Source organism: Rhizobium sp. CG5, assembly GCF_023701945.1.
Taxonomy (GTDB): domain Bacteria; phylum Pseudomonadota; class Alphaproteobacteria; order Rhizobiales; family Rhizobiaceae; genus Allorhizobium.
This window is the reverse complement of sequence record NZ_JABAEF010000019.1, coordinates 55,323-70,247: the sequence shown is the minus strand read 5'-3', so window position 1 is coordinate 70,247 and position 14,925 is coordinate 55,323. Positions and strand designations below refer to the sequence as shown.

Sequence of the window (14,925 nt, the reverse complement as noted above, 5' to 3'; positions counted from 1 at the left end):
TGCGGTTTCACGCGAAAGTACCGATGTCCTCCGGCACGCCCTTCCCTTTAAACTGAATGTGGTCCCCCTTCATGGCTGAAATGAAGCTACAAGAACTTAAGAGCAAGTCACCGACCGATCTCTTGACCTTTGCCGAATCTCTCGAGGTTGAAAACGCCAGCACGATGCGCAAGCAGGAGCTGATGTTCGCAATCCTGAAGATGCTCGCCAGCCAGGATGTCGAGATTATCGGCGAAGGCGTGGTTGAGGTCCTGCAGGACGGGTTCGGCTTCCTGCGCTCGGCCAATGCCAATTATCTGCCGGGCCCGGACGATATCTACATTTCCCCTTCGCAGATCCGGCGTTTTTCGCTGAAGACCGGCGACACGGTGGAAGGGCCGATCCGTGGTCCGAAGGAAGGCGAGCGCTATTTTGCCCTTCTCAAGGTCAACACGATCAATTTCGAGGATCCCGAAAAGATCCGTCACAAGGTCCATTTCGATAATCTGACGCCGCTCTATCCCAACGAGCGCTTCAAGATGGAACTCGAAGTTCCGACCTCCAAGGATCTGTCGGCGCGCGTCATCGACCTGATCGCCCCGCTCGGCAAGGGCCAGCGTGGCCTGATCGTCGCACCACCGCGCACGGGTAAGACCGTTCTGCTGCAGAACATCGCCCATTCCATCACCGCCAATCATCCGGAATGTTATCTGATCGTGCTGTTGATCGACGAGCGGCCGGAAGAAGTCACGGACATGCAGCGCTCTGTGCGCGGCGAAGTCGTCTCGTCCACCTTCGACGAACCGGTAGTCCGCCACGTTCAGGTCGCCGAAATGGTGATCGAAAAGGCCAAGCGCCTGGTCGAACACGGTCGCGATGTGGTGATCCTTCTCGATTCGATCACCCGCCTTGGTCGCGCCTATAACACCGTTGTCCCCTCGTCCGGCAAGGTCCTGACCGGTGGTGTGGATGCCAATGCGCTGCAGCGGCCCAAGCGATTCTTTGGTGCGGCGCGTAACATCGAAGAAGGCGGCTCGCTGACGATCATCGCGACGGCGCTGATCGACACCGGCAGCCGCATGGACGAAGTCATCTTCGAAGAATTCAAGGGCACCGGTAACTCGGAAATCGTTCTTGATCGCAAGGTCGCCGACAAGCGCATCTTCCCATCGATGGACATCCTGAAATCCGGCACCCGCAAGGAAGACCTGCTCGTTCCGCGTCAGGACCTGCAGAAGATCTTCGTTCTTCGTCGTATCCTCGCTCCGATGGGGACCACCGACGCCATCGAATTCTTGATCGACAAGCTGAAGCAGACCAAGACGAATGGCGACTTCTTCGATTCGATGAACACCTAGTTGGGCTGATCCTGTCTGTCCGCACCGGCTCACTCAGCAGGTCGGACAGGAAGGCTGCCGGCAAGGATTGTCATGTCCCATCAGGATACTATATTTGCGCTGTCGTCAGGCTCCCTGCCGTCTGGTGTGGCCGTGATCCGGATCAGTGGGCCGCTGACGTTTGTGACCTGTGCTGCGTTGTTCGGCGAGCTTCCGCCGGAGCGCGAATTTGCCTTGAAGTCGATTCACGCCCGCAACGGTCTCGTTCTCGACCGCGGCCTGGTCGCTGTCTTTCCAGGCCCGCGATCCTTTACCGGCGAAGATTGTGCCGAGCTGCATCTTCATGGCAGTAAGGCTGTCATTGCAGCCGTGCTTCAGGAACTGCAATGTTTTGATGGATGTCGATTGGCGGAAGCCGGCGAATTTTCCCGCAGGGCTTTCGAAAACGGCAAGCTGGACCTAGTGGAGATCGAGGGTCTTGCCGATCTTTTGGTCGCCGAGACCGAGATGCAACGTCGCCTGGCCATCGAGCAGAGCTTCGGCCATCTGTCGAAACTCTTCGATGCCTGGCGTGAAAGGCTGTTGACGGCCCGGGCCTTGATCGAAGCGGAACTGGATTTCGCCGACGAGAGCGATGTGCCCGGTGCGGTATCGGACCAGGTCTGGTCATCCCTGACTGTTCTGCGCGACGAGGTCGCCCGCAATCTCGAGGATGAGAAACGCGGTGAGATCATCCGCGACGGTTTCAAGGTCGTTATTGCCGGGCCGCCGAATGCCGGCAAGTCGAGTCTGATGAACGCACTGGCTCGGCGGGATATTGCCATCGTCACCGAATATGCCGGTACGACCCGCGACATCATCCAATGCGACCTGGATATTGAAGGTTATGCGGTAAAGCTGTATGACACGGCCGGAATACGCGATACAGGCGATATCGTGGAGCGTGAAGGTATACGGCGCGCGCATCAGAAAATTGATGAAGCGGATCTGGTTCTGCTGCTCTCGGACCTGTCTGCAGGCGCACTTGGGACACAAAACATTTCGGGTCCGACATTAAAAATCGGCACCAAGAGTGACTTGGTACGTCAGGATCAGTCCGATCACTACGATCTGCAAATCTCGACGCGGAACGATGCGGATATCGATGCCGTGCGAAATGCGATACTATCGGCCGTCAAAGCTTCCGTCGAAGGGTTTTCTCTGGCGATCCCTAGCCGGATTCGCCAGCGTCAGTTCCTGGCGACAGCTCTGGCCGAGATCGATCTGGCGCTGGATATGAGGCTGGGCCTCGAACTTCGCGCAGAGCATTTGCGGCAAGCCGCTGATTCTCTGGGTCGTGTTGTCGGTCGAGTCGATATCGAAACGTTATTGGGTAAGATCTTCTCCGAATTCTGCATCGGAAAATGATTCACGTGAAACACTATGGCCCCGCAGAGGTGCATGTGTTCGAATGCCGGACTTGAACGCGATGAACAAGCAATATGATGTGTTGGTAATCGGGGGTGGGCACGCCGGCAGCGAGGCGGCTGCCGCGGCTGCCCGTATGGGCGCCGTGACTGCTCTGATTACGCACAGAGCCGAAACGATCGGAACGATGTCCTGCAACCCGGCTATCGGTGGCCTGGGCAAGGGCCATCTGGTTCGTGAGCTCGATGCGCTCGATGGCCTGATGGGCCGCTGCGCCGACGTCGCCGGCATTCAATTTCGGCTTCTTAATCGCAAAAAAGGACCGGCAGTGCGCGGTCCGCGCACCCAGGCCGACCGAAAGCTCTATAAAGCGGCGGTCCAGGCGGCACTTCAGGACTACGACAACCTCGATATCATCGAAGGCGATGTTTTTGATCTCGTGCAGGACACCGAAGCTGGTGTCAGGGGCGTCGTCTTAAGCGATGGCCGCGAACTCTCAGCGCGGACCGTGGTTCTGACGAGCGGAACCTTCCTGCGTGGTTTGATCCATATCGGCAACCGCAAGATCCCGGCAGGCCGCGTTGGCGAAGCCCCATCCGTCGGCTTGAGCGATACATTGGCACTTCTTGGGCTTCGACTGGGTCGATTGAAAACCGGCACGCCTGCCCGGCTGGATGGGCGGACCATTGATTGGGGCGTTTTGGAAACCCAGGCCGCGGATGATGTGCCGGTGCCATTTTCATTCATGACCGACAAGATCACCACCCGACAGATTGAATGCGGCATTACCCGGACTACGCCGGCCACCCACCAGCTGATTCGCGACAATATCCATCTATCCGCCATGTATTCCGGCCAGATCGAAGGTGTGGGTCCGCGCTATTGTCCGTCCATCGAAGACAAGATCATGCGGTTCGGAGATAGAGACGGGCACCAGGTGTTCCTGGAGCCCGAGGGGCTGGATGATCCGACGGTCTATCCGAATGGGATTTCCACGTCCCTGCCGGAAGACGTTCAGGAGGCCTTTATTCGGACGATGCCAGGTCTTGCGCATGTCTCGATTCTCCAGAGTGGCTATGCCATCGAATATGACCATGTCGATCCGCGCGAGCTGACCGGAGATCTTCAGGTCAAGCGCCTACCTGGTCTTTTCCTGGCGGGCCAGATCAATGGAACGACCGGGTATGAAGAGGCGGCGGCACAGGGCCTGGTCGCCGGCCTGAATGCTGCGCTGCTGGCCGCCGGGCAGCCGTCTGCTCAATTCAGCCGGACTGACTCCTATATTGGCGTGATGATTGACGATCTGACTTCGCGGGGGATCACCGAGCCCTACCGAATGTTTACATCGAGAGCGGAATATCGCTTATCGCTCCGCGCTGACAATGCAGACATGCGACTGACCCCTCTCGGCATTGCGTTGGGCTGCGTCGGCTCGGCTCGGCAGCACAAGTTCATCGAATACAGAACCAGTCTGGATCAAGCGATTGCGCAGCTGCAGGACTTGAGCATCACTCCGAACGAAGCTAGTCAGCGCGGTTTGACCCTCAACCAGGACGGCCGGCGCCGCAGTGCTCTCGAGATCCTCGCTTATCCGGACAAAACGCTCGATGATATCTATCGCGCTTGGCCTGAATTGCCGCGCATGTCGCAGCAGGTGGCAGAAGCTGTTGAAATTCATGCTGCCTATTCGGTGTATCTCGATCGACAGGATGCCGATATTGCTGCGGCGCGACGGGAAGAGGTTCGGGTCATCCCTGCCGACTTTAGCTTTGCGGCGTTACCCGGTCTGTCGAATGAGCTGCGGTTGAAACTCACTGCCGCTCGGCCGGCAAATCTTGCCCAGGCTGGACGGGTGGATGGCATGACGCCTGCGGCTTTGTCGCTCATCATGGCTTACCTGAAAAAGGGTGAGTTGCTGGCAAAGGCTGGCTAATTCAATGTCGGAGAGTCTTTTGCTGGATATGATCGGATTACGTGTTTCACGTGAAACATCCGAGCGCCTGGATCACTTTGTTTCGCTGTTTGAGAAATGGTCGCGTTCGATCAATCTCGTCGCCCCCTCTACGCGGCAACAGATCTGGCAGCGGCACATTGCCGACAGCGCGCAGATCTTCAAGATCCTGCCGGATCCGAAACAATGGATTGATCTTGGCAGCGGCGGTGGATTTCCCGGCGTGATTACCGCCATTCTGCTGGCGGAAACGGGAGCTGGCTGGGTCCACTTGGTGGAAAGCAATCATAAAAAGGCCAGCTTCCTGCGTCTGGCGCTGAGCGAAACGGCGGCTCGGGGCAGTGTCCACGTCTCGCGTATCGAAGATGCGCCGGAAAAAGTGCCGGATTGCGAGGCGATTTCGGCGCGCGCCCTGGCGGATCTCGATCTGCTGCTCGACTATACCAATCCTTGGGCACAAAAAGCGCCTGCGCTGCGCTGTCTCTTTCACAAAGGCCGGGATTATCAGGCGGAAGTTGAGAAAGCGCGTGGTCGCTGGCAGTTTGATCTGGTAATACATCCAAGCGCACTGGAAAGGGATTCCGTTATTCTGGAGATTACCAATCAGGCGCTGAAGGTTTAAAGATCGTCAGGTGCGGAATGGCTAGCGAGAGAAACCGAATTATCACCATCGCCAATCAAAAAGGTGGTGTTGGCAAGACAACGACCGCGATCAATCTTGCAACGGCGCTTGCGGCGATCGGCGAGCGCGTGCTGATCGTCGATCTTGACCCGCAGGGCAATGCCAGCACCGGGCTCGGGATCCAGAGGCGCGACCGCAAATTCTCGTCCTACGACCTGCTGGTGGGCAGCCATACGGTCGAGGAGGCCGCGGTGGATACTGCCGTTCCCAACCTGTCGATCATCCCCTCCACCCTTGATCTGCTCGGGCTGGAAATGGAGATTTCGCAGCAAGCCGACCGGGTCTATCGCCTGAAAAAGGCCCTGGATCAGACCGGTGGCCTCGCCTACTCCTATATCCTCGTGGATTGCCCGCCCTCGTTCAATCTCTTGACGATGAATGCCATGGCGGCGGCCCATTCGGTGCTCGTGCCACTACAATGCGAGTTCTTCGCGCTGGAGGGCCTCAGCCAGTTGCTGGAGACGATCAATCAGGTGCGGCGTGGCGTCAATCCAAGCCTTGATATTCAGGGCATTGTTCTGACTATGTTCGATGCGCGCAATAATCTTGCGCAGCAGGTGGTCAACGATGTGCGCACGCATCTGGGCGAAAAAGTCTATCGTACACTTATTCCGCGCAATGTCCGGGTGTCGGAAGCGCCTTCCTATGGAAAGCCTGCTATCCTTTACGACCTGAAATGCGCCGGTAGCCAGGCCTATCTGCAATTGGCTTCGGAAGTGATACAGAGAGAACGGCAGCGCAAGGCGGCCTGAGGCTTCCTTCGATACGGGTGTTGAGGTTTAGCGTATGAGTGACGACATTTCCAAACGGCGGCTTGGCCGCGGGCTCGCAGCACTGATCGGCGAGATGGACCAGCCTGTGCCGGTCGGTGACAATCGCGCGGTTAGTGCCGACCGCACCGTGCCGATCGAGTTCGTTGCCCGTAACCCCCGCAATCCGCGCCGCTATTTCGATGAAAGCGTTCTTCAGGAACTGGCCGGTTCGATCCGCCAGCATGGGATCGTGCAGCCGGTCGTCGTTCGCCCGACCGAACGGGATCGCTATGAAATCATTGCCGGCGAACGCCGCTGGCGGGCGGCGCAGCTCGCCGGGTTAGTGGAAATCCCGGTGATCGTGCGGGACGTGGACGACCGGACGGCTCTGGAACTGGCGATCGTCGAGAACGTACAGCGCGCCGATCTCAATCCGCTCGAAGAGGCGCTTGGATATGAGCAGCTGATCGCGGAACACGGCTATACCCAGAATGATCTCGGCGAAATCATCGGCAAGAGCCGCAGCCATGTGGCCAACAGCCTGCGTCTGTTGAAGCTGCCCGATCAGGTCCGCGACATGCTGGCGGATGGCAGCCTGTCGGCCGGTCATGCCCGCGCCCTGGTCTCCACCTCGGATCCCATTCCGCTGGCAAAGACCATCGCCGCCAAGGGGCTTTCGGTGCGCGATGCTGAGCGGATGGCGCAGAACAGCATCAAGGCGCAGAACGACCCCAAGCCGGCGGCCGGGGCTGTTTCCAAGGATTCCGATACGATCGCCCTGGAGCGCAGCCTGTCGGATCGTCTGGGGCTGAACGTTGCCATCACGCACAAGGGTGGCGGCGGCCAGTTGCGGATCAACTATCAGTCTCTTGAGCAGCTTGAAGAGATCTGCCGGCTGCTGGAAGCCCGGTAGGGTTTCACAGGATTTGCCTGCAGGGTCTCGACTCTGTCAGCGATTGCGCCGTGCCGACTGTAATGTCAAAGCGAGAAGCGTCTGAAGCGCCAGGCTGTCTTCCAGGCCCGGCCTCTGGCGGCTGGCCAGGATGGTCGATTGCAGGCGGTTGCTTTCCTGCGCCAGCGCCGCGCTGGTCCAGTTGCGCAAGGCCCGCTCGACGATCGGCTTGCGTTTGAAATGCACCTGGCGGCCGAGTGTCTGCATCACCTGCGCCGGCTGAAGCCGCTTCTGGTCCATCTCGCAGCGCATCAGATCCAATTGCTGGAATTGCCGCAGACAGCCCTGCAGCACCATGAAAATCGGCGTCTTCGACGTCGAGATCTTCTGGGTGGCATGCAGCAGTGCCTGCGCGTCACCGGTCAAAACCGCGTCCACGGCCTCGTCGGTGGAGACGGCGCTGGCATCGCCGATGATGCCGATGACGTGATCGTCGTCGATCAGCGGCTCGTGCAGACAGTAAAGCAGCAGTTTGGCGAGTTCATTGCGGGAGGCGATACGGTCACCGCCCAGCGATTCGAGCAGCAGCTTGCGGGCGCTGGGTGTGATCCTCTTTCCCGCCGCGGCCAACTCCGCGTCGACCAGGGCATTCAGGGCTCTCGCGTCGTCCGGATAACAGGCGGTGATCGCGACTGAGCGCGCCGCTTCGGCAATCTTGCGGGTTGCCGATCCTTTTTTCAGATCACCCGCTTCGACAATCAGCGTGCTGGTTTCCGGTGGCTGGTCGGCCAGATATTGCAGGCCGTCGACCAGCCCCTTCTCATTGTTGGCACCGCGGATCCAGACGAGTTTCTCGCCGCCAAACAGCCCGAAGGCGTTCATCTCGTCGATCAACCGGCCAGGATCGGCCTGAATGTCCGAACCGTCGAGCCTGATCAGGGAGAAGGGATCGGCAAGATCGACGCCGGAGGCCTTGGCAATGGCCGTTGCCCGCTCCGACACTAGGCCATGGTCGGGGCCGTACAGCACGAAGAGGCGATAGTGCTTGACCGATTTCTGCAGGAACGCATCAAATTCGTGGGATTTGATTTCGCTCATGCTTCAAGCCGCCTCAACGGCTCAGGGCCGCTGCAAGGTCGGCACGGATCAGTTCGGCTAGTTCGCGGGCCGCGCGGTTCTCGGCATCGCGGATGGCGCGCAGCTTGGCAAATTCCTGTTCCGGATAATCCACCAGGGCGACGGACTGACGATGGGCCATGCGCAGCACCGTGCCGTCCTTGGTGCGGCTCAGCGTATAATCGGCACTGACGACCACACGGCCCGCTCTCGGCGTATCGGAAGACTGCTCCAGCAGCACGCCGATCGCTTCCGACTTGACGGTCAGATCGACCGTGTAGTCCGGTGCGCTCGGTTCCCCTGCCCCGCCGGCCACCAGGAAGATCAAATGGTTGCGAACTTCCTGCTCGACGCGGTTGTCGGATGCGGAAAAAGCGATCGAGCCAAGGCTCTTCTGCGTGCCGGATGCCTCGTCATACAGCGGACGAACCTGGCAGCCGGCAACGAGGCCGAGCAGTCCCAACAAAGCGATAAGCCTGAACCGGCCGGCCATGACAGCAAAAGGATTAGATGACAATGTTCACAATCCTCTGCGGGACCACGATGATCTTTTTCGGAACCTGCCCGTTCAAGGCAGTCTTGACGGCGTCGAGTGCGAGTGCTGCCGCTTCGACGGTATTTTGATCTGCATCGCGCCCGATTGTCAATTCAGCACGCTTCTTTCCGTTGATTTGTACGGGAAGCAGGATCTCGTTTTCCGCCACCAGATCGGCATCGAATGTCGGCCAGGGCGCGGTGGCCGCAAGACCTTGATTGCCGAGCACGGCCCAGCATTCTTCGGCCAGATGCGGTGTCATCGGGGCAAACAGTTGGATCAAGATTTCCGCTGCATTCCTCACGGCCGCGACAAAGGCCGGATCCGCGGAGCCGGCTGACACGCGCGATAGGGGAGCCGCCAGGGCGTTGACCAGTTCGTAGATGCGCGCCACCGCCTTGTTGAAGGCAAGCTTGTCCAGGTCGCCCTGGACAGCCTTCAGGGTTCGGTGGGCGACCTGCGAAACAGCAAGCCCCTCGCCTTCCTTAGCCGGATTCCCGCGGACATTCCTCAGAACGGGCGCCGCCTCCGATATCAGCCGCCAGACGCGCTGAACGAAACGGTGCGCGCCTTCCACACCGGATTCCGACCAGATGACGTCGCGTTCGGGGGGTGAATCCGACAGGACGAAAAACCGTGCCGTGTCGGCGCCGTAGGAGGCAATGATATCGTCCGGATCGACGACATTCTTCTTCGACTTCGACATCTTTTCGATCGAGCCGATGGTCACCTCGTCGCCCGTCGAGAGCATGGTGGCGCGACGGGCGCCGTCGGTCTCGTCGATGCGGATATCGGCCGGCGCCACCCACTGGCCATTGGCGCCTTCGCCGAGACGGTAGGTCTCGTGCACGACCATGCCCTGGGTGAAGAGGCCCTTGAAGGGTTCGCTCAGATTGACATGGCCGGTCTCGCGCATGGCGCGGGTGAAGAAGCGCGAATAGAGCAGGTGCAGGATGGCGTGCTCGATACCGCCGATATATTGATCGACCGGCAGCCAGTGATCGGCGACGGCCGGATTGGTCGGGTTATCCTCCCAAGGGGCCGTGAAACGGGCGTAGTACCAGCTGGAATCGACGAACGTGTCCATGGTGTCCGTCTCGCGCCGGGCGTCCTTGCCGCATTGCGGGCAGGCCACGTGGCGCCAGGTCGGGTGACGGTCGAGCGGATTGCCGGGCACGTCGAAGGTGACGTCGTCGGGCAGCTTGACGGGAAGGTCGGCCTTGGGGACGGGGACCACACCGCAATCCTCGCAATGGATCACCGGGATCGGGCAGCCCCAGTAGCGCTGGCGCGAAATGCCCCAGTCGCGCAGGCGGAAATTCACCTTGCGCTCGCCTTGCGGTGCATTGCCGAGATTGGTCGCCGACAACCTGTCGGCCACGGCCGTGAAGGCCTCGTCGGTCGTCAATCCGTCCAGGAAGCGCGAATTGATCATCACGCCATCGCCGTCATAGGCGGTGTCGCCAACTGTAAAGTTTGCTGCGTCGCCATCCCTCGGCATGACTACGGGGACGACCGGGAGGTCGTATTTGCGGGCGAAATCCAGGTCGCGCTGATCACCGGACGGGCAGCCGAAAATGGCGCCCGTGCCATAATCCATCAGGACGAAATTGGCGACATAGACCGGCAATTCCCAGGAGGGATCAAAGGGATGGCGAACGCGGATGCCGGTGTCGATGCCCTTCTTTTCGGCCGTCTCGAGCGCTGCCAGCGACGTTCCGGCGCGACGGGTGTCTTCGCAGAAGGCCGCGATCTCGGTATTGCTCTCCGAGACCATTTTCGCCAGCGGATGATCGGCGGCAATGGCCAGGAAGGAGGCGCCAAACAAGGTATCGGGACGAGTCGTGTAAACCGTCACTTCCGAGAAGCCGGCGCTCTGGCTGGACGGCACGATCTCCCAGCGCAGGACCAGGCCTTCCGAGCGGCCGATCCAGTTCTTCTGCATCAGCCGGACTTTTTCCGGCCAATGGTCGAGCGTGTCGAGGGCGTCGAGCAGATCCTGGCTGTAGTCGGTGATCTTGAAGAACCATTGGGTCAACTCGCGCTGTTCCACGACAGCGCCGGAGCGCCAGCCGCGGCTGTCGATAACCTGTTCATTGGCCAGCACCGTATGGTCGACCGGATCCCAGTTGACCTTGGACTGCTTGCGATAGACCAGGCCCTTTTCCATCATGTCGAGGAAAAGATGCTGCTGGCGATGGTAATAGTCGACGTCGCAGGTGGCGAATTCGCGCGACCAGTCCAGCGACAGGCCCATCGACTTCAGCTGGCTGCGCATGGTGGCAATGTTCTGGTAGGTCCAGTCCTTGGGATGGACATTGTTCTGCATGGCAGCATTTTCGGCCGGCATGCCGAAGGCGTCCCAGCCCATGGGATGCAGCACATTGTAGCCGCGGGCCCGCTTGTAGCGGGCAACGACATCGCCCATCGCATAATTGCGCACATGGCCCATGTGAATGCGCCCGGATGGATAAGGGAACATTTCGAGCACGTAATATTTTTCGCGCGGGTCGTCATTGTCGGTGGTGAAGACGGACTCGTCCGCCCATTTGGACTGCCAACGGGGTTCGGCATCACGCGGATTGTAACGTTCGGTGCTCATCTGTCTGCTATTCCGGGAAAAAGGAGAATTTGGCCGTGACCTTCACCATGAAACAGGGCAAGCGTCAAGTTTTTGAGGCTCTTATGGCGAGTTTGAGCGGCCAGGTCACCCGTTCCGCTCTTGCCGTGTTTGTATCTCTTCCCGTAAATGAGGCTGTTGAATGACGGGATGGCACGATGACGATTGAAGAGAGACTGGACGAGGTCAAGGGACGGATTGCCGAGGCGACGCGCCAGGCGAAACGCGAGGCTCTGGCCGTGCAACTGGTTGCGGTGTCCAAGACGTTCGAAGCCGATGCGATCCGGCCCGTCATCATTGCCGGCCAGCGTGTGTTCGGCGAGAACCGGGTGCAGGAGGCGCAGGGCAAATGGCCGCTGCTGAAATCCGCGACGCCCGATCTTGAATTGCACCTGATCGGCCCCTTGCAGTCCAACAAGGCCGCCGATGCGGTGGCGCTCTTTGATGTCATCGAAACGGTCGACCGCGAAAAGATTGCCCGGGCGCTGTCTGCTGAGATGAAGCGGCAGGGCCGCGCCCTGGCCTGCTACGTCCAGGTCAATACCGGCCTTGAGCCGCAAAAGGCCGGCATCGCTCCCGATGATACGGTTGCTTTTGTGGCGCTGTGCCGCGACGAGCTTGGTCTTAACGTCGAAGGCCTGATGTGCATCCCGCCGGCTGACGAAAATCCTGGGCCGCATTTTGCACTTCTGGCCAAGCTGGCAAGCGAGTGTGGCCTGTCGCGTCTGTCCATGGGCATGTCCGGCGATTTCGAGACGGCCATCGCCTTCGGCGCGACCAGTGTGCGGGTCGGATCGGCCATCTTCGGAACGCGCTGACGACACCGGTGCTGGGCTTCGGCGGGCACGAGCGTGGGCTCCCATCAGGTCAAAATGTCGCAGCACTTGGTGATACCGCTTTCGTCTGGGTATCCATGAAATGGCACTCTCCCTTATGATCGCGGACAGAAATGGTCTTGCGTTGCTTGGGAGGGTGCCAATGGAAAGCCAATATTTTGACGTCTATCAATCCTGGAAAGAGGACCCGGAACGTTTCTGGCGAGCGGCGGCGGAAAAGCTCGACTGGTCGCGGCCGTTCGACACCGTGTTCGATCCTAACCAAGGCGAATATGGGCGCTGGTTTGCGGGCGGCGAGACGAATACCTGTCACAATTGCCTCGATCGCCATGTGCAAGCCGGACGGGGCGACGAGGTCGCCATCATCTACGATAGCCCGGTCACAGGCGCCAAGCAGAGGTTCAGCTACAACGCGGCATTGACGGAGGTCGAGGCCATTGCCGCGGTTCTGAAGAACCATGGCGTGGCCAAGGGCGACCGTGTGGTCATCTACATGCCGATGATTCCGGAGGCGGTGTTCTCAATGCTGGCCTGTGCCCGTCTCGGTGCGGTGCATTCCGTGGTGTTCGGCGGGTTTGCGGCCCATGAGCTTGCCACCCGCATCGACGATTGTCAGGCCAAGGTGGTGATCTGTGCCAGCTGCGGTCTGGAACCGGGCCGGGTCGTGCCCTACAAGCCGCTGCTCGATCACGCGATCGACATGGCTACCGTCAAGCCGGAATATTGCTTCATCCTGCAGAGGGATCAGCTGCACGCACCGCTGCGCTACGAGCATGGCGATGTCGATCTCGCCCATGCCGTCGAGGTGGAAAAGGTCAACGGAACCTCCGTTCCCTGTGTGCCGGTGCAATCCACCGATCCGCTCTACATTCTCTACACGTCCGGCACCACGGGCCAGCCCAAGGGCGTGGTCCGGGACAATGGCGGCCATATGGTCGCGCTCAACTGGACGATGGAGAATATTTACGGGGTCAAGCCCGGGGAGGTGTTCTGGGCGGCATCGGACATCGGCTGGGTCGTCGGCCATTCCTACATCGTCTACGCCCCCCTGCTGGCCGGCAATGCCACGGTGATCTTCGAAGGAAAGCCGATCGGCACGCCGGATGCCGGCACCTTCTGGCGCGTGGTGTCCGATTATGACGTCAAGGTGCTGTTCACCGCTCCGACGGCCTTCCGGGCGATCCGCCGCGAGGATCCGGAGGGCGAGCATGTGCAACGATACGACCTGTCCGGCCTGCGCGCCCTGTTTCTGGCTGGCGAGCGGGCGGATCCCGAAACGATCAAATGGGCAGAGCGGGTGCTGCAGGTACCGGTCATCGACCATTGGTGGCAGACCGAAACCGGGTGGGCGATTGCCGCCAACCCGGCCGGGCTTGGCCTGCTGCCCCTCAAATACGGCTCTCCCTGCGTGCCGATGCCCGGCTATGCCATCGAGGTGCTGGACGATTCGGGCCATGCCGTGGCCAATGGAACCCTCGGCAACATCGTTGCCAAGCTGCCGTTGCCGCCGGGTTGCCTGGTGACCTTCTGGAACGCCGACGCGCGGTTTCGTGCGTCGTGCCTCGATGAGTTCCCCGGCTATTACAAGACGGCGGATGCCGGAATGGTGGATGATGACGGTTATGTCTTCGTCATGGCGCGCACGGACGATATCATCAACTGCGCCGGGCACAGGCTGTCCACCGGGGCGATGGAGGAAGTTTGCGCCATGCATCCCGATGTCGCGGAATGCGCGGTGATCGGCATTGCGGATGAGCTGAAGGGGCAGATCCCGTGCGGTTTCCTGGTGCTGAAGAAAAACGTCAATCGCGACAGCAACGCCCTTTTCAAGGAGATCGTGCAATTGGTTCGCGACGAGATCGGACCGGTTGCTGCCTTCAAGACGGTAATGGTGGTCGAACGGCTGCCAAAGACCCGGTCCGGAAAGATCCTGCGCGGCACCATGCAGAAGATTGCCGACGGCATGCCTTGGAAAATGCCGGCCACGATCGACGATCCGGCAATCCTGGACGAGATCAGCCAGGTGCTGCGCCAGAACGACATGGCCAAGCTCGCCTCATAAAAAAAACCGGCCTGTGTTGGATCACAGGCCGGCCTCTTAGCGGAGCTACAAGCTTCGGCTTAGTATTGGTCGTCTTCGTCGTCCGTGCGGGTCGATTTCAGCGACTTGAGTTTCGCAAAGACTGCGTTGGCGTCGATTTCCTTTTCCTCTTCCTGACCGTAGAGGCCGAGGTTCTCGGTGGCCGTCGTCGCCTGCAGGGTGGCGCCGAGTTCGGCAGCGGTCGGCAGCGGCCGGCCCTTCGATGCCTTTTCGACTTCCAGGTCCAGATCGATCTGGCTGCAAAGGCCGAGCGTTACCGGATCCATCGGCGCAAGGTTTGCCGAATTCCAGTGACTGCGGTCGCGGATCTGTTCGATCGTCGTCTTGGTCGTGCCGACCAGGCGGGAAATCTGGGCGTCCTTCAACTCCGGATGATTGCGCACCAGCCAGAGAATGGCGTTCGGCCGGTCCTGACGCTTGGACACCGGCGTATAACGCGGACCGCGGCGCTTGGAATCGGGAACCCTGACCTTCGGCTCGGAAAGCTTCAGCTTGTGGTTCACGTCGCCTTCGGCACGGGAAATCTCGTCGCGCGACAGCTGGCCGGTGGCGATCGGGTCGAGACCCTTGATGCCCTGCGCCGCTTCGCCATCGGCAATGGCTTTCACCTCAAGCGGGTGAAGCTTGCAGAACTGGGCGATCTGTTCAAATGACAGCGCCGTATTGTCGACCAGCCAAACGGCGGTCGCCTTTGGCATGAGCAGGGTCTGGGCCATG

At 60.1% G+C, this 14,925-nt stretch carries 13 protein-coding genes; 9 read left to right on the top strand and 4 right to left on the bottom strand.

What is annotated here, in order from left to right:
* The first annotated feature begins 71 nt into the window (after nucleotides 1–71).
* The 6 genes from rho (at nucleotide 72) to HGO38_RS24770 (ending at nucleotide 7,021) form a co-directional block, all read left to right on the top strand.
* Nucleotides 72–1,337 carry a transcription termination factor Rho gene (gene rho / locus HGO38_RS24795; RefSeq protein ID WP_250958500.1) on the top strand — a complete coding sequence of 422 codons (1,266 nt, stop codon included), beginning with the start codon at nucleotides 72–74 and terminating at the stop codon, nucleotides 1,335–1,337.
* Nucleotides 1,338–1,409: 72 nt separating this feature from the next.
* On the top strand, nucleotides 1,410–2,723 hold the full coding sequence (gene mnmE / locus HGO38_RS24790) for a tRNA uridine-5-carboxymethylaminomethyl(34) synthesis GTPase MnmE (protein ID WP_250958499.1): 1,314 nt from the start codon (nucleotides 1,410–1,412) through the stop codon (nucleotides 2,721–2,723).
* Nucleotides 2,724–2,784: 61 nt separating this feature from the next.
* A complete protein-coding gene (mnmG, locus tag HGO38_RS24785; RefSeq protein ID WP_250958498.1) occupies nucleotides 2,785–4,656 on the top strand; it encodes a tRNA uridine-5-carboxymethylaminomethyl(34) synthesis enzyme MnmG in 1,872 nt (623 codons plus the stop codon).
* Between the two features lie 22 nt (nucleotides 4,657–4,678).
* The gene (rsmG, locus tag HGO38_RS24780; protein ID WP_250958555.1) at nucleotides 4,679–5,296 is read left to right on the top strand and encodes a 16S rRNA (guanine(527)-N(7))-methyltransferase RsmG; all 618 of its coding nucleotides are present in this window, start codon (nucleotides 4,679–4,681) and stop codon (nucleotides 5,294–5,296) included.
* A gap of 17 nt (nucleotides 5,297–5,313) precedes the next feature.
* The gene (locus HGO38_RS24775) at nucleotides 5,314–6,108 is read left to right on the top strand and encodes a ParA family protein (protein ID WP_250958497.1); all 795 of its coding nucleotides are present in this window, start codon (nucleotides 5,314–5,316) and stop codon (nucleotides 6,106–6,108) included.
* Between the two features lie 34 nt (nucleotides 6,109–6,142).
* Nucleotides 6,143–7,021 carry a ParB/RepB/Spo0J family partition protein gene (locus HGO38_RS24770; protein WP_250958496.1) on the top strand — a complete coding sequence of 293 codons (879 nt, stop codon included), beginning with the start codon at nucleotides 6,143–6,145 and terminating at the stop codon, nucleotides 7,019–7,021.
* 36 nt (nucleotides 7,022–7,057) lie between these two features.
* Here the strand turns inward: HGO38_RS24770 and holA are convergent, their stop codons facing one another.
* From holA to leuS, 3 genes are read right to left on the bottom strand one after another with little or no spacing between them, the layout of a single operon-like run.
* Entirely contained in the window at nucleotides 7,058–8,098 is a 1,041-nt protein-coding gene (gene holA, locus HGO38_RS24765) for a DNA polymerase III subunit delta (RefSeq protein ID WP_250958495.1), read from the bottom strand.
* A gap of 13 nt (nucleotides 8,099–8,111) precedes the next feature.
* Nucleotides 8,112–8,633, bottom strand: coding sequence for an LPS assembly lipoprotein LptE (locus HGO38_RS24760; RefSeq protein WP_250958494.1), 522 nt, complete (start codon nucleotides 8,631–8,633; stop codon nucleotides 8,112–8,114).
* Nucleotides 8,623–11,253: a leucine--tRNA ligase gene (gene leuS, locus HGO38_RS24755; RefSeq protein WP_250958493.1), complete on the bottom strand. Its 2,631-nt coding sequence runs from the start codon at nucleotides 11,251–11,253 to the stop codon at nucleotides 8,623–8,625. Before leuS ends, HGO38_RS24760 begins: the two co-directional genes overlap by 11 nt.
* 35 nt (nucleotides 11,254–11,288) lie before the next feature.
* Between leuS and HGO38_RS31075 the strand changes: the two genes are divergently transcribed.
* From HGO38_RS31075 to HGO38_RS24745, 3 genes are all read left to right on the top strand, one after another.
* On the top strand, nucleotides 11,289–11,417 hold the full coding sequence (locus HGO38_RS31075) for a hypothetical protein (RefSeq protein ID WP_284739543.1): 129 nt from the start codon (nucleotides 11,289–11,291) through the stop codon (nucleotides 11,415–11,417).
* 12 nt (nucleotides 11,418–11,429) lie between these two features.
* Nucleotides 11,430–12,089 (top strand): YggS family pyridoxal phosphate-dependent enzyme, encoded by a 660-nt coding sequence (locus HGO38_RS24750; protein WP_250958492.1) that lies wholly within the window; start codon nucleotides 11,430–11,432, stop codon nucleotides 12,087–12,089.
* Nucleotides 12,090–12,249: 160 nt separating this feature from the next.
* Nucleotides 12,250–14,169, top strand: a complete 1,920-nt coding sequence (locus HGO38_RS24745; protein ID WP_250958491.1) for a propionyl-CoA synthetase — start codon at nucleotides 12,250–12,252, stop codon at nucleotides 14,167–14,169.
* A gap of 59 nt (nucleotides 14,170–14,228) precedes the next feature.
* On the opposite strand, the gene HGO38_RS24740 is transcribed toward HGO38_RS24745, so the two are convergent.
* Nucleotides 14,229–14,924 carry a DUF1013 domain-containing protein gene (locus tag HGO38_RS24740; protein ID WP_250958490.1) on the bottom strand — a complete coding sequence of 232 codons (696 nt, stop codon included), beginning with the start codon at nucleotides 14,922–14,924 and terminating at the stop codon, nucleotides 14,229–14,231.
* Between the last annotated feature and the right edge of the window lies 1 nt (nucleotide 14,925).